Source organism: Flavobacterium sp. RSP49, from assembly GCF_003968735.1.
GTDB lineage: Bacteria > Bacteroidota > Bacteroidia > Flavobacteriales > Flavobacteriaceae > Flavobacterium.
The window spans coordinates 1-18,261 of the sequence record NZ_RYDN01000033.1; the positions used below are offsets into that span (position 1 = coordinate 1).

Genomic DNA, 18,261 nt, shown 5'->3' on the forward strand with positions numbered 1-18,261 from the left:
AAAAACGTTTTTGCAAGTGTTTAATTAAATATTTTTATCTAATAATCTGTATCGGTTATTCAGGACAAGACAAAATATTCTTATTTCAATTCTGAAATGAATGCTACGATAGTTGCTGCAATTTTATTTTGTTCCACATCATTGGTTAAATAGTCTCTGTCACCAAGGTTTGACATATAACCCAATTCAACAAGTACAGCCGGCACTTCTGATTTTTTTAAAATGTAGAATGGAGCTTTCTTTATTTCTGATGATTTTATAGTAGTATTGCGGATAAATTTGTTGCGAAGTTCCACCGCAATTTCATTCGACCTTTCATGCGCAATTGATTCTGTGGCAATATAAAATTCCATTCCTGATTTTGATAGATTTAAATTTTGATTGACATGAAGTGACAAAACTAAATCAGGTTTGATTTTGTTGATCAGCGCAGAACGGTCACTCAAAGAAAGAAATTGGTCTCCAATTCTTGTAAGGTGTATGGTCACTTTCTCATTATTATTCAAAAATTTGATTTTGTTTGTGATTTGCGCTACAATTTGTTTTTCAGTAGCACTACTGGAAGTTGCTCCAAAATCAGATCCACCATGTCCGGCATCAATAACAACATTTATTTGTTTGGATGGGACAGTATTCGGAATTATAAATGCAAAAGAGACGACGGTGGCAAGAGTTAGAAATAACGGAATTGCTTTTTTCATGTGGTTTTGTTTAATTTGTTATTCAATTGTAGCTAACAAAAACAAGAATTATTGTGTAACTTTATTTTATTCTAAAGCTCTCAAAAGACCTTCTGGTGCTTTCTCGATGTACATTTGGTTTTGGATTCCTTTTATTGATTTGGCATCCGTGAAAAACTCAAAATCTTGTCCGGGACTTTGTCGCAATACGCGACCAGTTCCAGTAATTTTGCCAATGGCTGTTCGTAATAAAGGTTCCGCAGAATCGCCAAGAACTCCCAGAGTGCTCAATGTTTCTTTTTGAAGAAAATCAGGTTGTAACCCATTGAAGTAATCCCCAAAACCCACTGAATTGACAATTTTTAACACGATTGGCTGCATGGCATATCTGTGATCGGGATTCCTGCTTTCAGCTCCGAAAGTCGGGGAGTCATAAAGCGTTACGGATCCTACGTTTTTTCCTACCGTAACATCTCCAATTTGTATAACTTGAATGTGAGGTTCTAGCCCGTTGATTACTAACTCGCTTGCTGATGCAGAGCTTTTCGTAGTTAAAATATAAATTTTAGTCAATCCTAAACTATTGATGGCTGTGCTTCCTATTTTATCGGTAAAATAATTGAATAATGCTTCGGGATTTTCAGCCTCGAAATAAGCATTAATTTTTGCATTCCATTGTTGTTTTGCAAAGACTTTTCCTTTAAATTGTCCGGTAATCATACTTGCTAATCGTGTAGCAGTTTGAACAGAACCACCACCATTGTAGCGTAAATCTAAAACCAAATCAGTAACTCCTTGTGATTTTAGAGATGCAAAAGCATCGTTTAATTGAGTGTCAAAATTAGCATAAAAGCCATTGTACATCAAATAGCCTATTTTGTGAGAGCCGGAGGTGATTACTTTATTGATTAAAATTGGATTTTCGGATAGGACTGTTTTTGTCAATGCCACTGATTTACCGTTGCTGACAATTGTAGTTCCGTTATAATCAGCAAGATTTAGTGTGTAATTTTCGTTTGAACCAAAAAGTAACGATTCATAATTGCTTAAAGTCAGCTGTGTACCATTTACGGCAGTGAAAAAATCACCACGTTTTATGGCTTTATTGGAGGCATCTGAGTTTGCAATAATATAACGAACATAACCAAATATTTCAGTTGTACTGCCTGGTTTAAAACTTAAACCAAAATCGATACCATTGTTTTTAGTGGTACCCTGAAGCGTTCCTTCGAGTTCTAAATAATCGCTTACAATCCAACTAAATCGATCCGTAGAGGGATTTACCCGCAATGCATTAAACAAATCCTCAGGCACGGGATAGTCTTTTAAAAAAGAGTTTAATGCAGTTTGATCTGCGAATCGGTCATCGTCTAAATTTGGAACATCAGCTTGCCACAAATAGTACAGATTCATTCCTTTCCAAATGAAATCCTGAATCTCGAGACTTGCAGGTGGTGCCACGTCATCATTGTCCTGACAGCTTTGTAAAGTGAAAGTAGCTATGAAAAATAAAAGCGTAAATTTGAATGCTGTTCTCATAATTATGTTTTAATACTTTATTAACGTAAAAATACTAACTTTAGTTTTATTTTGTGTTTTTTTGTTGCAAAAATAAATAGGATTCATCTTAAGAGTATAACTCGTTTGATTTTTTAATAGATTTGAAAGAGTCCGGAATCCTGTTGTCACTTTCCTGGGCACGAAAAATGATTTAAGAATTTATGATACAAATACACAATTATGGAATCAGATAAAGTCGAGGGTTTATTAGAAAAATACTTTCAGCGCGTGGCTACTTTAGCTCAAGAAAAAGAGTTGCAGGATTATTTTTTGTCTCAGGATGTTGCTTCGCATTTACAACAGTTTGCTTCATTATTTGACTATTTTGCTGTTGAAAAAGAGCAGTATAACAAGCATGAAATTCTACCATTTGAAGTTATTATGGCTCAAAACATGAATAAAAAAGGGAATTTAGGTGGGTTTCTATTGCGGCTTTAGTTGTTGTTTTGATGGGAATAGCAACGTATGTCCTTTTTGATTTGCATGCTACAAATGAAAACACAAATTTAGGAACCTTTGAAAATCCTGAAGCCGCTTTTAGAGCCAATCAAAAAGCATTGTCAGTATTATCCAAGAATATGAATATTGGCATAAAAAGTGTATAATATATTGAGAAATATCAAAACCGTTGAAAACAGGGTTTTTGTAAGCACTAAAAAAGAGTGGGAAAGATCCTGAAAATCAAACTAAGAATACTAACAATAAAATAATTAAATAAAATGAAAGCAACCATTCGAAAAAGTATCAATAGGAGTTTTAGCAAAAAGTGTCTGATCACTTTAGTGTTTCTAGTTATTTCGAGTCCATTTTTTGCGCAAGCAGTCTTTGACAAATTTGACGGACAAGATGATGTTACGGCCATTATAGTCAATAAAAAAATGTTCGACTTGATGAGTAAGGTCAAAGTAGATGCTTCTGATATAGAAACGCAACAGTACCTGAGTTTGATAAAAAAATTGGACAACCTAAAAGTTTTTACTACAAAAAGTACCAGAGCAGAGGGAGAAATGAAAGCTGCTGCAGAGAAGTACATCAAAACAGCGGGATTAGAAGAGTTGATGCGCGTGAATGAAAACGGAAGGAATATAAAAATTATGGTAAAATCAGGAACTTCAGATTCTCAAATTAGAGAATTGCTGATGTTTATTGAAGGAGCTAAAAATGAGGATACAGTGCTGATGTCATTGACAGGAAATTTTGATTTGAATGAAATTTCAGTTCTTACCGATAAGATGCGAATTCCAGGAGGTGATGACTTAAAAAAAGCAACTAAAGGCAGAAAATAAGAGGAACTCAACCAGCGTAATGATTATGATGATCGTAATGCAATAATCGAACATTGAGTTAGAACAATTGTAGCCGCTACAGCAGTTTATGAAATAAACGGAATTATATTTATAAAAAAAGCGTCTTGATGTTGTAATCGAGACGCTTTTTTTATGCCTATTTCAAGAATATTATTTGCAAAACATTTTTTTGTTTTTAACGGCACTTTGGCTTCCTAATTTAATGGCTTTGGTGAAATCAGCGCACGCATTTTTTTTATTTTGAATGTGAATATTAGATAACCCTCTAAGATTATAGGCAATGTAGTCTTTAGGATTTAACGTGATAGATATCGTACAATCTTCAATGGCTCCCGTATAATTTTTAGCCTTGTAATTGATGTCAGCCCTGGTTGTATAAGCATCTCCTTTTTTAGGTTCAATAATGATGGTTTTATTGACATCATCTAACGCCCCTTTTATATCGCCTGATTTTTGTTTCAAAAGGGCTCTGTTTAAGTAGGCTTCAGCAAACAATGGATCAGTTCGTATGGCTTTAGTATAATCAGCAATAGCGCCTTTTAGATTGCCTGTTTCTGCTTTTTTTAAAGCTTGGTCAAAAAACTCGTAGGCAATTGGACTCTGACTCCAGCCAGTTAAGGAACTTAATAATAATGCAAGAAAAATTAATTTTTTCATAAAAATAGATTGCAGGGTATTGGGCTTGTAGAACTCGATTAAAGAATAAAATTGCGTAATAAATGTACTGTTTTTTTATTTAGATATTAAATTAACGCATTTAAATGTAATTTATTTTACAAAATGAAACCAATAAAAAATCACCAAAAGTTGGTATTGTGAATGGATATGCTAACGAAATTAGAGCAGCAAGTTAAGGAAAATTGTGACTTAAGCTAAGTACTTTTGTCTTTGTCTCCAATATGATAAGACTCACTAGTTTTTGATAATTTATTTAATGCAATAAATAATTTGGATCGTAAACTCAGCAAGCACATGACGTTCTTAATCAATTAAAACTATCGACGATTTTGTTGAACAAAAAAAGCCTGCAAAGTACTAATTTTGCAGGCTTTTTTATTGTGACCACGGTGGGATTTGAACCCACACGCCCTTGCGAGCACCAGCCCCTCAAGCTGGCAAGTCTACCGTTTCTCCACGTGGCCTTGTAAAAAAAAAGGTCCAGTAATAAATTACTCGACCTTTTGTGACCCGACTGGGGCTCGAACCCAGGACCCCATCATTAAAAGTGATGTGCTCTACCAACTGAGCTATCGAGTCAATGCTTCAAGGAAAGTATGTGTTGATCACTAAAATTGTGACCCGACTGGGGCTCGAACCCAGGACCCCATCATTAAAAGTGATGTGCTCTACCAACTGAGCTATCGAGTCATTTTCCTTCCTTGAATGCGGGTGCAAATATAAGGACTTATTTTGGAGTTTTCCAAGCAATTTTATTATAAATTTGTCTTTTTTAAACAAAATTACTCAACACCTTAATTTGTAAGGTTTTATTCAGATGAAAAAAATAATTTTATTAGGTTATATGGGGTGTGGTAAGTCTACAATTGCAAATAAGTTGTCCAAAATTATCCAAATTCCTTTTGTGGATTTGGATGAAAAGATAGTAGAGAAGATGAATTTGTCCATAAATGCCATTTTTGAAAAGCAGGGAGAAATTTATTTTAGAAAGGTAGAACACGAAGTTTTTATCGAATTATTAAACGCTCCCGAATCATGTATTATAGGTTTAGGAGGAGGAACTCCTTGTTATGCCAATAATCATGAGTTGCTAAAAGGAGATAATGTTGTTTCTATTTATCTAAAGGCTTCTATTGAAACGTTATTGAACAGATTGGCTTTTAATGCAAGTAAGCGTCCACTAATTGCGGATAAAAATCCTGAAGATATGAAAGAGTTCATAGCAAAACACCTTTTTGACAGGAGTTTTTATTACAACCAAGCACAATACAAAGTTGTGGTTGATGGTAAAACAATCGATCAGACTGCGCAAGATATTGTGGCTCTTTTAGCTTAAATACGCATAATTAGTATCGTTTTCATCAAAAACAACTTGTACGTGCTCTAATAACGAAGTAGAAAGCGAAATTCCTTTAAAATCTGCTTTTACAGGATACTTTTTGTGATTTCTATCCACAAGCACTGCGGTTTTGAATTTTTTCAAAGGAACATCTATAAAGTGTCGTACGGCATAGATAAGTGTCGTTCCGGAGTTTAATACATCATCGACCAGAACTAAACCTTTATTGGTATACTGTTCTTTTGATAACGAAGTATGAATGGGTAATTGAGGGTTTTGTTTGTTGATCTGCACTTCGCATAGTGCAACTTTAAGAGGGGAAATAGTTTCCAAGACGGCGGCTATTTTTTTTGCAAAAATGAAACCATTACTGGCGATTCCTGCAATGACTATTTCCTCTTCATCTACGAAAGTTTCATATATTTGGTAGGCAATTCTTTTTATTTTGTGGTCAATTTCCTGATTTGTTAAGATGATATTTTTACTCATTGTTGTAGTATTTGGAATAACGGTTAGTGTTGTACGGCTCTTGTGGTTCAGTAAAAAGACTAAGATTTAGGCTTCATCTTCGTCTGTAATTATTTCATTGCCAAATTCATCAATATCTCTTCGATCTTTTTTGGTGGGTCTTCCCGTGCCATTCTTTCGATAATGTTCTTTGGATAGTTTTAAAAGTTCCAAATGTTGATACGCTTCTGCCGGAGTATCGTTTCGTCTGTAAATATCAACCAGTTTTGCCCCGACACGATTTTCCGGGATATCCAACACGGTGATTATTTGGGTAATTTGGTCTTTCCGAAACGTGATTTTGTCAGTAGCGAAAACTTCTTTAGAAGGCTTGGCAACAAGACCGTTAACGGTTACATGATTCTTTTTGCAGGCTTCAGTAACCATATTTCGCGTTTTATAATACCGCACGCACCATAAATATTTATCTATTCTCATAAATTTTCTAAAATAGGAGTTAAATTGTTTACAAAAATCAATCAATATTGTATCTTGCGCACTTAAAAAAATTAGCTATAATGAACAAATTTAAGTATTATTTTATTCTATTAATTACAATTATCTCTTTATTTTCATGCTCAAAGGATGAGGCTGCTGAAATTCAACCGCCTAGAGATTTCGCAGTGCAACATGCGACTGATTTAACGGATATCGAAGAATATTTAAAAAACTATTATATTACAGTTGTTAATCACGCCGGTTTCCCTGACGACCAGGACGTTAGCTATACAAAAATTCCTGCAGGAGGTAGCCAACCTTCTATTTGGTCTTATAAAGATAAAACGACCTTTCCTAAACTTTTGAGTAGAGATGTCAAACTTCATGATATAACGTATACCTTGTATTATTTAGTGCTTAGAGAGGGAGCGGGCAAATCTCCTACTAATACTGATGCGGTATTGGCTTCTTACAAAGGAGATTACTTATCTCGAATAAAGGTTTCGGAAGTTACGACACTTTCTGCTACCCAGTTTGAGGTGGTGAAGAATCCACAACAATTCTTTAGTTTGCTTACAACAGTAGTAGGATGGGGCGAAACTTTTCCGCAATTTAAGACTGGGACTTACGATTCTAATACTGATGGCACCGTATCTTACAGAGATTTTGGAGCAGGAGTAATGTTTTTGCCTTCTGGATTAGGATATTATAATTCAGGAAGTGGATCGATTCCTTCTTACGCACCTCTAGTTTTTAGTTTTAAATTATACGAAATTAACAGACTGGATTCAGACGGTGACGGAATCATGAATTTTCAAGAAGATCTCGACGGAGATGGTTATATGCGCGTTTTAGCGACAGGAGTTATAAATCCGGATGATACTGATGGAGATGGAATTCCAAACTTTTTAGACAAGGATGATGATGGAGACGGAATAAGTACCAGAACGGAAATTACGGATGCTAATGGCGTTTTAATCCCTTTTGAATCTATCCCAAGCTGTAACGGAAATACTACTGATCTGGCAAGAATCAAAAGACATTTAGTAAAATGTAATTAAAACATACAAACCAAAAAAAAACCAGTTCAATTTGAACTGGATTTTTTTTGGTATAAGTAAAAGGAAGTTATTATTTTCTTTTCATTACTCTTTGAACCGCTTCAACAATCGCTTGGTTGTTCAATTTGTATTTATTCATTAATTGTTCTGGTGTTCCGGATTCTCCAAAGCTGTCATTCACTGCTACAAATTCTTGTGGTAACGGACTGTTCAATGCTAAAAGTCTAGAAATGCTTTCGCCCAGACCACCAAGAATGTTATGCTCTTCAGCGGTAACAATACATTTTGTTTTTTCTAATGATTTCAAAATCGCTTCTTCATCCAATGGTTTGATTGTATGAATATTGATTACTTCAGCAGAGATTCCTTGTGCCTCTAATGCTTCAGCTGCGATTAAGGCTTCCCAAACTAAATGTCCTGTAGCAACAATAGTTACATCAGTTCCTTCTGTTAAAACAATTGCTTTTCCAATTTCGAAAGGTTGGTCAGCTGGCATAAAGTTAGGTACAACCGGACGACCAAAACGCAAGTAAACTGGGCCATGGTGATCTGCAATTGCCAATGTGGCCGCTTTTGTCTGGTTGTAATCACAGGTATTGATTACAGTCATTCCCGGTAGCATTTTCATTAAACCGATATCTTCCAGGATTTGGTGTGTTGCACCATCTTCTCCTAAAGTTAATCCTGCGTGTGAAGCACAAATTTTCACATTTTTCTCTGAATACGCAACCGACTGACGAATTTGGTCGTACACTCTTCCTGTAGAAAAGTTAGCGAAAGTTCCCGTGAAAGGAATTTTTCCTCCAATAGTTAAACCGGCAGCAATTCCGATCATGTTGGCTTCTGCAATTCCAATTTGGAAAAAACGTTCTGGGTGATTTTTCTTGAAATCGTCAAATTTAAGGGAACCAATTAAATCTGCACAAAGTGCCACAACATTCTCGTTTTTTTGACCTAATTCAGTCATTCCCGCTCCAAAACCCGAACGTGTATCTTTACTTCCTGTATTTGTATATTTTTTCATTTTCCTTCCCCAACCCCTCCAAAGAAGGGGAGCTCCTATTGGGGTAAATAGGGTTTTAAATTTTTATTTAATGATTCTTGTAGCTGTTCCTCCCATTCGGGAAAGCTAGGTGGGGATTAGTAGTCGCTTTCTGCTGCTGTGTAGTTTTGGCCTAAAGCAATTTCAAGTTGCGCATCATTAGGCGCTTTACCGTGCCAAGCGTGACTGTACATCATAAAATCTACCCCATTGCCCATTTCAGTGTGCAACAATACACAAACTGGTTTTCCTTTTCCAGTTCTGGATTTGGCATCATTCATTCCGGCAATAATAGCTTCGATATCATTTCCTTTTTCAATTTCTAAAACATCCCAATCAAAAGCTTCAAACTTGGCACGAATACTTCCCATGGCTAAAACCTCGTCAGTTGTTCCATCAATTTGCTTTCCGTTTAAATCGATTGTAGCAATAAGGTTGTCCACTTTTTTTGCAGCAGCATACATGATTGCTTCCCAGTTTTGACCTTCCTGTAATTCACCATCACCATGAAGTGTATAAATAATATGGTTGTCACCATTCAATTTTTTTGCTTGAGCAGCACCAATTCCTACTGATAATCCCTGTCCAAGAGAACCAGATGCAATACGTATTCCTGGTAAGCCGTCATGAGTAGTTGGGTGTCCTTGTAGTCTTGAATTGATCAAACGGAAAGTAGCTAGTTCTGCTGCTGGAAAATAACCGCTTCTTGCTAAAACACTGTAAAATACAGGTGAAATATGCCCGTTTGAAAGAAAGAAAAGATCTTCTCCAATACCGTCCATATCAAAACCTTCTTTGCGTTCCATTATATTTTGATATAAAGTGACAAGGAATTCAGTACAACCTAGAGAACCACCTGGGTGACCAGAGTTGACAGCGTGTACCATTCGAAGAATATCTCTTCTGACTTGGATTGTTAAATCGTTTAATTGTTGTGTGTTCGGTTTCATTTGTGTGTTAAAATTAGACTGGGCAAATGTAGTCAGATATTTTGATTTATACAGACTTCCATTTTTAGATTTATCAATAGTTATCAAGGATTGTTTTTTTAGCAGCAATACTATTTTTAAGAATTCTTGATTATTTAGTATCTTGCAACCATGTTTCAACAATTATTCAAAAGCATTCAGGAAAAAGTGATACTGACTCAGGAAGAAATGGAGTTGTGTAAAACTTTTTTTATCCCTAAAAGATTACGCAAAAAACAAATCCTGTTGCAAGAAGGAGACATTTGTGTCTACAATGCCTTTATTGAAAAAGGAATACTGCGCTCTTTTTCCATCGATGAAAAAGGAAATGAACACATCGTACAATTTGCAATTGAAGGCTGGTGGATCGCAGATTTGTCCAGTTTTCTAACAAATAGTTCCTCTATTTATACGATTGAAGCCTTGGAGGATTCTGAACTGCTTTTGCTGACAACATCGGCAAGAGAAGCTTTAATGGATAAAGTCCCCATGTTTGAAAGATACCAACGCTTGCTTTTGCAAAATGCCTACATCGCCAATCAAGCCAGAATAAATTCGACTTTAACAGAAACCGCCGAAGAAAAATACACCAATTTAGGAATTGCTTATCCTGGAATTGTTCAACGTGTACCCCAACACATGATCGCCTCTTACCTTGGTCTGAAACCGGAAACATTGAGTCGGGTTCGCAAACAAATTAACAATCGAAGTTCATTTTAATTGACATAGATCAATAGAATTTCTTGTTTTACATCAACGAAAACTTTTGCAATACAGCCTTAAATTTGTCCTGTAAATATAAGTCGATGTCAAATAGAACCACATTTGCAGTCCTAGGAGTTTCAGTAACCAATAGTATTGTTTTAGCAAAGCAAATTGCCAAAACCAATCCCGTTTTGCTGTTTGATCAAAAAGCCGCTACACTTTTGGAGGTGTATACCGAAATTATTTCAGAGAATCCGAAGGCAAATGTAGAAATGATGATTTGTCCAACCAATGCAAGTTGGGAGGCAGATATTATTATACTTTCAAATGATGTGGCAACAAATGTTACTCTTATTGAAAAAATCAAAAAAGTGGCAACGGGTAAAATCGTACTTATTTTGGGAAACGAAATGGAGGTGATTAATTCCGAAAGTACACTGGATAAATTACAGCATTTGTTTCCTTTTTCTAAAGTTGTTCTGAGCAACGAATCAGCGTATGATTCTAACGATTCCCTTCTTTTGAAAGGAAATGAGCAAGAAACCTTAAACATTATTTTAACTCTATTTACAAGTATTGGTTTGAAAGCCAGTATTTAATTTAATAAAACACTAATTTTTAACAAAAATCAAATGAGTAAATCAATTTTATTTCAACCCTATACATTAGGAAGCAGTACTTTAAAAAATCGAATGGTGATGGCTCCAATGACCAGAAGCCGTTCTAATAATGAAGGTAATGTTCCTACTGCACTTACGGCAGAATATTATACACAAAGAGCTACAGCAGGTTTAATTGTTTCCGAGGGAACTTTTGTGAGTACAAAAGCAGTGGGTTTTATCAATGTGCCCGGAATTTATAGTGCAGCACAAACCGAAGGTTGGAAACTGGTTACAAAAGCAGTTCACGAAAAAGGAGGAACTATATTTGCACAATTGTGGCACACGGGACGGTTGTCGCATCCGGATTTGCATAATGGCGAATTACCACATGCGCCATCCGCTTTGAATCCGTATGCAAAAGCTTACACAAAAGATGGTTTTGTAGACACTGTTGTTCCAAAAGAAATGACTATTGAAGACATAAAACAAACCGTTTTAGATTTTAAAAATGGAGCTAAAAATGCGATTGAGGCGGGTTTTGATGGTGTCGAATTGCACGCTGCCAACGGCTATTTACTGCAGCAGTTTTTTAATAATTATTCCAATCATCGTACCGATGAATATGGTGGTATAATAGAAAATAAAACCCGAATCCTTTTTGAAATTCTAGATGCTTTAGCCGGTGTTATTGATTATTCTAAAGTGGGTGTTCGATTGAATCCTACCCTGCATAATACGCAGGGAATGATGTTAGATGAACAGACAATTCCTACTTATGAATATATTGTAAACCGTTTGAATGACTATGGTTTAGCGTATGTGCATTTGACGGAGCCTTTTACGCCCGTTGATGATGTGCCATTTGCTGTTACTGAAGTGGCCAAACATTTCAGACCGTTTTACAAAGGAACATTAATCATCAATAAAGGTTTTACAAAAGAAATGGGAATCAAAGTGCTTGAAGATGGGTATGCAGATCTTGTTGCTTATGGAGTTCCCTTTATTGCAAATCCGGATTTAGTGGCTCGTTTTGAGACTGATGCTCCATTAAGTAAACCAGATCAAAGCACGTTTTACACGGATACTGTGAAAGGATATACTGATTACCCGGCCATGGTTTAATAAAGAAGTATGCTTGTCTGTAGTTCTACGTAAGAAATATTTTTTGATACACATTTCATATATTTTTACCAATTAGACATTTTTTTATTGAAAATCTGTGGAATCTGTGTCGTTTTTTTGTTTGGTACGATTGCGTACAAGCAAATAAATAAATTAAACAAGAATAGTGTCAAAATACCATTGTCTTTATTTTTAGGTTCAATTATAATTCACAAGAAAGCCCGCTATTTGCGGGCTTTCTATTTTTATAAACTGTATTTATTATGCTTACTTTTTTTGTAAAGAAAAACGGGTAGTGCGCATGTTGATAAGCCTTGTTTGCTAAAAAGGAACATCGCTGTCATCATCCGGATCATTCAAATTGCTTCCAAAAGCATCATTGGCAGAGGGCAGGTTTTTAGTAATGTAAGGGTTGTCTTCTTGATTCATACTGGATGGTAAATCATCATATCCGCCACTGTAATCTTCCAGGTTATCAAATTTTCCCAGATGTCCAATAAACTTCAACCGAACGTTTTCTATACTACCATTACGGTGTTTGGCAATCATTATTTCTGCCTGACCGGCTGTTGGTGAGGCTTCTTCATCATCCCATTCGTCTATTTTGTAGTATTCAGGACGGTATAAAAAAGACACAATATCCGCATCTTGCTCAATCGCTCCTGATTCCCGTAAATCAGACAATAACGGTCTCTTGCTGGATCCACGGGTTTCTACCGCTCGAGATAATTGTGAAAGTGCAATAACAGGAACGTTCAATTCCTTGGCTAATGCTTTCAAGTTTCGGGAAATGCTAGAAATTTCCTGCTCTCTGTTTCCGCCTCCTTTTCCGTTTCCGCCAGCCGTCATCAATTGCAAGTAATCCACAATGATAATTCGGATCCCATGTTGCGAAACCAATCGCCTGGCTTTAGCCCGTAAATCAAAAATCGATAAGGAAGGCGTATCATCAATAAAGAGAGGTGCTTTTTCTAAGTTTTTAACTTTGGTACTCAACTGTTCCCATTCGTGTTTTTCTAGTTTTCCGGTACGCAATTTCTCTGATGACAAACCTGTTTCAGAGGAAATTAACCGGGTAATTAACTGTACTGAAGCCATCTCTAGAGAAAATAAGGCCACTGGTATTCCGTAATCAATAGCCATATTTCTGGCCATGGATAATACAAATGCAGTTTTTCCCATTGCAGGTCGTGCCGCAATAATAATTAAATCGCTGGGCTGCCAACCGGAAGTAATCTTATCTAACTTATCAAAACCAGTGGCAACACCGCTCAATCCTTCTTGACCGGCAATTTCTTCAATTCGTTTTTTTGCCTGTAGGACTAAACTTTGCGCTGTCTCTGAACTTCGTTTGATGTTTCCTTGTGTTATTTCATATAATTTAGATTCAGCTCTGTCTAATAAATCAAAAACATCCGCTGATTCATCGTAAGAGTCTTCAATGATTTCAGTAGAAATCCGAATCAAACTGCGTTGAATAAACTTTTGAAGAATGATTCTGGAGTGAAATTCAATGTGTGCCGAAGAGGATATCTTTTGCGTAAGCTGAATTAAGTAAAAATCACCGCCTGCTAAATCTAATTTTGCATTTTTCTTCAGTTGTGCAGAAACAGTTAACAAATCAATAGGTTGTGTTTCTGTAAACAGTTGGACAATTGCCTCAAAAATATGTTTGTGTGCTTCTTTATAAAAAGCATCAGGTTGTAAAATGTCAATAACATCATCAACCCCTTTTTTGTCAATCATCATGGCACCAAGCACAGCCTCTTCTAAATCGAGCACCTGTGGTTGTAATTTTCCTTTTTCAAGGCTTATTATAGTCGTTTTATCAACCTTGACAGGATTAATATTTCTGAAATTTTCCATGTAGCGAAAGTAACTAAAATTAAAAAAATATAGTCGTTGAGTTGTTACAAATAATTGTTCATAACTAACTATTTTTTGTTTATAACCAAAAAAAAATCCGAAACGGTAAGGCTTCGGATTAAATAGTAATTCGTAAGATTTTACTCTTTATATTCTCCCATTTTGCAGTATTTATCCATTCTTTGAGCCACTAATTCTGCTGTTGATAAGTCTTTCAATTCGTTGAAACCTTTCATGATATATTGCTCTACCGTTTTGAAAGCAGTTGCTCTGTCATAATGTGCACCGCCTAGTGGTTCAGGAATAATATCATCTACTAATTTTTGTTTTTTCATATCAGCTGAAGTCAGCTTCAGTGCTTCGGCAGCTTGTTCTTTATATTCCCAGCTTTTCCATAAAATAGAAGAACATGATTCTGGAGAAATGACGGAATACCAGGTGTTTTCCATCATGTATACCTTGTCACCAACTCCTATTCCTAATGCGCCACCAGAGGCACCTTCTCCTACGATAACAGTAATAATTGGCACTTTAAGACCAATCATTTCAAATATGTTTCTGGCAATGGCTTCTCCTTGTCCGCGTTCCTCGGCTTCTAATCCGGGGTAAGCCCCTGGAGTGTCGATCAACGTCAAAACAGGAATCCCAAATTTCTCTGCCATCTTCATCAATCGCAACGCTTTTCTATATCCTTCTGGATTGGCCATTCCAAAATTACGGAACTGACGCGTCTTAGTGTTGAATCCTTTTTGCTGACCCACAATCATAAAGGATTGCCCGTCAATTTTTCCTAAACCACCAATCATGGCTTTATCATCTTTAAAACCTCTGTCGCCAAAAAGTTCCAGAAACGTATCGCCACACAAGGCCCGCACGTGGTCCATTGTATACGGGCGGCTTGGATGTCTGGATAATTGGACACGTTGCCAGGCAGTCAAATTCTTATAGATTTTTCTTTTGGTCTCTTCTAGTTTTTTGTTGATTTGTTTGCAAGTATTCGTTACATCAACATCTGATTCCTGACCAATAATAAGACATTTATCTAACTGTTCTTCTAGTTCTTTTATTGGAAGCTCAAAATCTAAATATTCCATAGGATTTTTGCGTTTTTGTTTTTATTTCGAACCGCAAATATAAAATTTTAAATCGTTCGAAAAGGTAAATATTCTATTTATGTGTAAAAGTTTGCTTCTCTAAAGCGGGAGATTTTTTTTTAATTTTATTTTTTTGATAGTGTTTAATCACCCCGTTTAGGATTACGGTGATTACAATTATTAGTGCACCAATGTAGAATTCAAAACTCATTTTCTCTTTTCCGCCAAGGATAAAATAGGCCAAAACAATGCCGTAAACCGGTTCTAAATTCGTAGTCAGCATTACGGTATATGGTGTTAGTTTTTGCATTATTTTTACTGAAGCAGTAAAGGCGTAGGCGGTACAAACGGATGCCAGAATCAATATCAGGATCCAATTATTAGCTGTTAATACAAAGAAATCGGCCGTGAATTTTTGTTCGAACACAAAGTAAATCGATATGAAACCAACACCCGCCAGGAATTCATAAAACGAGATAACCGAAGGATCGTGATCCGCAATGAGTTTTCCGTTCATCAGCGTAAATAAAACACCTAATATAATGGATGCTAAGGCGTATAACATTCCGTCCAGGTAATTGATTTCGACCTTCATAATCAATCCTAGCCCTGCAATTATGATTAGACCAAAAAAGACTTCGTACCACAGTACTTTTCGACCATAAAAAAGTGGCTCCAGCAGGGATGCAAAAAAAGCACCTAATGAAAAAACGGATAGCGTAATAGACACATTAGAAACATGGATCGCTTTGAAAAATAAAATCCAATGCAAAGCAATTAATAATCCGACAAAAATTAATTTAAAAAATGATTTTAGCGGAATCTGAAACGATTTTTTCTTAAATGCCAGAAAAATGGCTAAAAAGATACCGGCAAAAAACATGCGGTACCACACCAAGGCATCTGCCGATATAGTGATTAGAGCGCCTAAAATGGCGGTAAAACCCCAAATAAAAACAATCAAATGGAGGTTTAAGTAACTTTTTAAATTATCGTTTTGCATTTCGTAATAGGTAGATGGCTAAAATTCCAAAAGCAATATTGGGCAACCAAACCGCTAATAGGGGAGGGAAACTGGATTTTTCTGCAAGAACACCAAAGATTTTATCAAAGAAAACAAAGGCAAAAGCCAGCGCAATTCCGATGGCCAGATTCGTTCCCATTCCGCCCCTACGTTTCATCGATGAGACAGCAACTGCAATGATGGTCAGGATAAATGCGGAAACCGGCACACTGTATTTTTTATACAACACCACTAAATACACATTGATATTAGAGGAACCACGCTCTCGCTCTTTTGCAATAAAAGCATTCAATTTTCCTAAACTCAGGGTTTCAGCAATATAAATCACAGGTGTTAAATCCTCTAAATCGAATGTAAAAACAGCATCCTTTTGAGCTACTTTTTCAATTTTATCATTTAGCTCGCCTACCGTTCTTTTTGTATAATCATACAGGGTGTAGGTACTGTCCTTTGGATTCCATTTGATCCTGCTGGCCGTGATTTTATGAATGAGTTTTTCGTTTTTAAATTTTTCCAGTGAAAAATTAAAAGCGGTTTTAGACTCCGTATTAAAACTGTTTACATAGATAAATTCATTATCACTAATTTGGCGATACACATCCGTATTATCCCCGCGCATGGCCTCTTTTCCGCCTCCTTTCAAATACGTATACCTAAAATTATTAAAGCCTTCGCTGGCAGCGGGAACAACAAAAAATCCCATTAGTAAAACAAAAACAGAAACTATGGAAGCACCAATAATATACGGTCTTAAGAAACGCGTAAATGAAATTCCGGAGCTCAAAATAGCAATAATCTCCGTATCATTTGCCAGTTTTGAGGTAAACCAAATCACCGATAAAAACAAAAATATCGGGAACAGAGAATTCGCAAAATAAACCGTAAAGTTGTAATAATAAAGTGCAATCTCTAAAAACGGAACCTTGTTTTCCAGCATTTTGTTGATCTTCTCAGATACATCAACAACAATTCCGATGGGGATAAACAACAACAACATCACCACAAATGTGGCTAAATATCTTTTTAGGATGTATTTGTCTATTATTGTTAGCATAGTAAAGTTTAATCGGTTATTTGTTTAATCGTTTAACCGAATTAACGATTAACCGATTAAACATTTTTAAAGTCTCTGGTTCATGTTTTTCACCATCATTTCTTTCCAAGGTCTAAAATCGCCCGCTAAGATATGTTTTCTAGCCTCCCGAACCAACCACATATAAAAACCAAGATTGTGTATCGTGGCAATTTGTTTCCCCAAGTATTCATTGGCAGCAAAAAGGTGACGCAAATACGCTTTCGTATATTCTGTATCTACAAAGGTGATTCCCATTTCGTCAACGGGCGAAAAATCAGCTTCCCACTTTTTGTTTTTGATATTGATGGTGCCATTCGCTGTAAATAACATCCCGTTTCTGGCGTTTCGCGTAGGCATCACACAGTCAAACATGTCAATTCCAAGGGCAATATTCTCCAGAATATTTATAGGAGTTCCCACACCCATCAGGTAACGCGGTTTGTCTTCCGGTAAAATTTCGCATACCACTTCCGTCATGGCATACATTTCTTCGGCAGGTTCCCCTACGGAGAGTCCACCAATGGCGTTTCCTAATTGATTAGAATTTGCAATATATTCCGCTGATTGCTGACGCAAATCCTTATAACAGCTTCCTTGAACAATTGGGAAAAAAGCCTGATCGTAACCGTATTTTACAGGCTGCGTGTCTAAATGATTGATGCAACGATCCAGCCAGCGGTGTGTCATTTTCATCGAGCGTTTTGCATAGTTGTAATCACAAGGATACGGTGTACATTCATCAAACGCCATGATAATATCAGCACCAATGGTACGCTGAATTTCCATCACATTCTCTGGCGTAAAAAAGTGATAGGAGCCATCAATGTGCGATTTGAACTTCACGCCCTCCTCCTTGATTTTTCTATTGGCCGAAAGCGAATACACTTGGTAGCCACCAGAATCCGTCAAAATATTACGGTCCCAGTTCATGAATTTATGCAAACCTCCGGCTTTCTCTAGGATTTCCGTTTGAGGTCGCAAGTATAAGTGGTAGGTATTTCCCAGAATAATATCCGGGTTAATGTCTTGTTTCAATTCCCGTTGATGCACTCCTTTGACCGAAGCTACGGTACCCACAGGCATAAAAATTGGGGTTTCAATCACCCCGTGATCAGTAGTAATACTTCCCGCTCTGGCTTTGGACAGCGGATCTTTTTTTAATAAATCAAACTTCATCTAGTATTTTTATTGTT

The 18,261-nt window shown here is 36.4% G+C and carries 20 protein-coding genes and 3 tRNA genes; 8 read left to right on the forward strand and 15 right to left on the reverse strand.

All coding sequences use genetic code 11. The features are described 5' to 3' along the window. Positions 1 to 80 precede the first annotated feature (80 nt). The gene (locus EKM02_RS12660) at positions 81 to 701 is read right to left on the reverse strand and encodes an N-acetylmuramoyl-L-alanine amidase (protein WP_126455713.1); all 621 of its coding nucleotides are present in this window, start codon (positions 699 to 701) and stop codon (positions 81 to 83) included. Between the two features lie 66 nt (positions 702 to 767). Next, a complete protein-coding gene (locus EKM02_RS12665; protein WP_126455715.1) occupies positions 768 to 2,219 on the reverse strand; it encodes a S41 family peptidase in 1,452 nt (483 codons plus the stop codon). 201 nt (positions 2,220 to 2,420) lie between these two features. On the opposite strand from EKM02_RS12665, the gene EKM02_RS12670 reads away from it, so the two are divergent. From EKM02_RS12670 to EKM02_RS12675, 3 genes are all read left to right on the forward strand, one after another. Then, positions 2,421 to 2,678, forward strand: coding sequence for a hypothetical protein (locus EKM02_RS12670; protein ID WP_126455717.1), 258 nt, complete (start codon positions 2,421 to 2,423; stop codon positions 2,676 to 2,678). 11 nt (positions 2,679 to 2,689) lie between these two features. Further along, positions 2,690 to 2,845: a hypothetical protein gene (locus EKM02_RS14840; protein ID WP_158614755.1), complete on the forward strand. Its 156-nt coding sequence runs from the start codon at positions 2,690 to 2,692 to the stop codon at positions 2,843 to 2,845. A 114-nt stretch (positions 2,846 to 2,959) separates the two neighbouring features. Beyond that, positions 2,960 to 3,526 carry a DUF4252 domain-containing protein gene (locus EKM02_RS12675; RefSeq protein WP_126455719.1) on the forward strand — a complete coding sequence of 189 codons (567 nt, stop codon included), beginning with the start codon at positions 2,960 to 2,962 and terminating at the stop codon, positions 3,524 to 3,526. 171 nt (positions 3,527 to 3,697) lie between these two features. Here EKM02_RS12675 and EKM02_RS12680 read toward each other — a convergent pair whose 3' ends face one another. From EKM02_RS12680 to EKM02_RS12695, 4 genes are all read right to left on the reverse strand, one after another. After that, a complete protein-coding gene (locus EKM02_RS12680) occupies positions 3,698 to 4,204 on the reverse strand; it encodes a tetratricopeptide repeat protein (protein WP_126455721.1) in 507 nt (168 codons plus the stop codon). A gap of 402 nt (positions 4,205 to 4,606) precedes the next feature. After that, a tRNA-Leu gene (locus EKM02_RS12685) sits at positions 4,607 to 4,689 on the reverse strand. Between the two features lie 42 nt (positions 4,690 to 4,731). Next, positions 4,732 to 4,804: transfer RNA gene (locus EKM02_RS12690), tRNA-Lys, on the reverse strand. 38 nt (positions 4,805 to 4,842) lie between these two features. After that, positions 4,843 to 4,915: transfer RNA gene (locus EKM02_RS12695), tRNA-Lys, on the reverse strand. 127 nt (positions 4,916 to 5,042) lie between these two features. Between EKM02_RS12695 and EKM02_RS12700 the strand changes: the two genes are divergently transcribed. Then, positions 5,043 to 5,561 carry a shikimate kinase gene (locus EKM02_RS12700; RefSeq protein WP_126455723.1) on the forward strand — a complete coding sequence of 173 codons (519 nt, stop codon included), beginning with the start codon at positions 5,043 to 5,045 and terminating at the stop codon, positions 5,559 to 5,561. Here the strand turns inward: EKM02_RS12700 and EKM02_RS12705 are convergent. Beyond that, positions 5,553 to 6,053: a phosphoribosyltransferase family protein gene (locus tag EKM02_RS12705; RefSeq protein ID WP_126455725.1), complete on the reverse strand. Its 501-nt coding sequence runs from the start codon at positions 6,051 to 6,053 to the stop codon at positions 5,553 to 5,555. The two genes, EKM02_RS12700 and EKM02_RS12705, sit on opposite strands and share 9 nt — an antisense overlap. A 66-nt stretch (positions 6,054 to 6,119) precedes the next feature. Continuing rightward, the gene (locus tag EKM02_RS12710; RefSeq protein ID WP_126455727.1) at positions 6,120 to 6,509 is read right to left on the reverse strand and encodes an RNA-binding S4 domain-containing protein; all 390 of its coding nucleotides are present in this window, start codon (positions 6,507 to 6,509) and stop codon (positions 6,120 to 6,122) included. An 80-nt stretch (positions 6,510 to 6,589) separates the two neighbouring features. On the opposite strand from EKM02_RS12710, the gene EKM02_RS12715 reads away from it, so the two are divergent. Next, entirely contained in the window at positions 6,590 to 7,570 is a 981-nt protein-coding gene (locus EKM02_RS12715) for an FKBP-type peptidyl-prolyl cis-trans isomerase (RefSeq protein WP_126455729.1), read from the forward strand. Positions 7,571 to 7,640: 70 nt separating this feature from the next. On the opposite strand, the gene EKM02_RS12720 is transcribed toward EKM02_RS12715, so the two are convergent. Both EKM02_RS12720 and EKM02_RS12725 read right to left on the reverse strand, forming a co-directional pair. Beyond that, entirely contained in the window at positions 7,641 to 8,594 is a 954-nt protein-coding gene (locus tag EKM02_RS12720) for a transketolase family protein (protein WP_126455731.1), read from the reverse strand. 116 nt (positions 8,595 to 8,710) lie between these two features. After that, positions 8,711 to 9,562: a transketolase gene (locus EKM02_RS12725; protein WP_126455767.1), complete on the reverse strand. Its 852-nt coding sequence runs from the start codon at positions 9,560 to 9,562 to the stop codon at positions 8,711 to 8,713. A 150-nt stretch (positions 9,563 to 9,712) separates the two neighbouring features. Between EKM02_RS12725 and EKM02_RS12730 the strand changes: the two genes are divergently transcribed. The 3 genes from EKM02_RS12730 to EKM02_RS12740 all read left to right on the forward strand — a co-directional run bounded on the left by EKM02_RS12730 (position 9,713) and on the right by EKM02_RS12740 (position 12,009). Then, entirely contained in the window at positions 9,713 to 10,300 is a 588-nt protein-coding gene (locus EKM02_RS12730; RefSeq protein ID WP_126455733.1) for a Crp/Fnr family transcriptional regulator, read from the forward strand. Between the two features lie 86 nt (positions 10,301 to 10,386). Beyond that, positions 10,387 to 10,884 carry a hypothetical protein gene (locus tag EKM02_RS12735; protein WP_126455735.1) on the forward strand — a complete coding sequence of 166 codons (498 nt, stop codon included), beginning with the start codon at positions 10,387 to 10,389 and terminating at the stop codon, positions 10,882 to 10,884. Positions 10,885 to 10,917: 33 nt separating this feature from the next. After that, a complete protein-coding gene (locus tag EKM02_RS12740; RefSeq protein ID WP_126455737.1) occupies positions 10,918 to 12,009 on the forward strand; it encodes an alkene reductase in 1,092 nt (363 codons plus the stop codon). Positions 12,010 to 12,330: 321 nt separating this feature from the next. Here EKM02_RS12740 and dnaB read toward each other — a convergent pair whose 3' ends face one another. The 5 genes from dnaB to tgt form a co-directional block, all read right to left on the reverse strand. Then, the gene (gene dnaB / locus EKM02_RS12745) at positions 12,331 to 13,875 is read right to left on the reverse strand and encodes a replicative DNA helicase (RefSeq protein WP_126455739.1); all 1,545 of its coding nucleotides are present in this window, start codon (positions 13,873 to 13,875) and stop codon (positions 12,331 to 12,333) included. A 140-nt stretch (positions 13,876 to 14,015) separates the two neighbouring features. Next, entirely contained in the window at positions 14,016 to 14,969 is a 954-nt protein-coding gene (locus EKM02_RS12750) for an acetyl-CoA carboxylase carboxyltransferase subunit alpha (RefSeq protein WP_126455741.1), read from the reverse strand. 73 nt (positions 14,970 to 15,042) lie between these two features. Further along, positions 15,043 to 15,972 (reverse strand): DMT family transporter, encoded by a 930-nt coding sequence (locus tag EKM02_RS12755; RefSeq protein WP_126455743.1) that lies wholly within the window; start codon positions 15,970 to 15,972, stop codon positions 15,043 to 15,045. Further along, positions 15,959 to 17,047: an LptF/LptG family permease gene (locus tag EKM02_RS12760; protein WP_126455745.1), complete on the reverse strand. Its 1,089-nt coding sequence runs from the start codon at positions 17,045 to 17,047 to the stop codon at positions 15,959 to 15,961. The genes EKM02_RS12755 and EKM02_RS12760 overlap by 14 nt, the downstream gene beginning before the upstream one ends. Before the next feature lie 66 nt (positions 17,048 to 17,113). Further along, positions 17,114 to 18,244: a tRNA guanosine(34) transglycosylase Tgt gene (tgt, locus tag EKM02_RS12765; RefSeq protein ID WP_126455747.1), complete on the reverse strand. Its 1,131-nt coding sequence runs from the start codon at positions 18,242 to 18,244 to the stop codon at positions 17,114 to 17,116. Between the last annotated feature and the right edge of the window lie 17 nt (positions 18,245 to 18,261).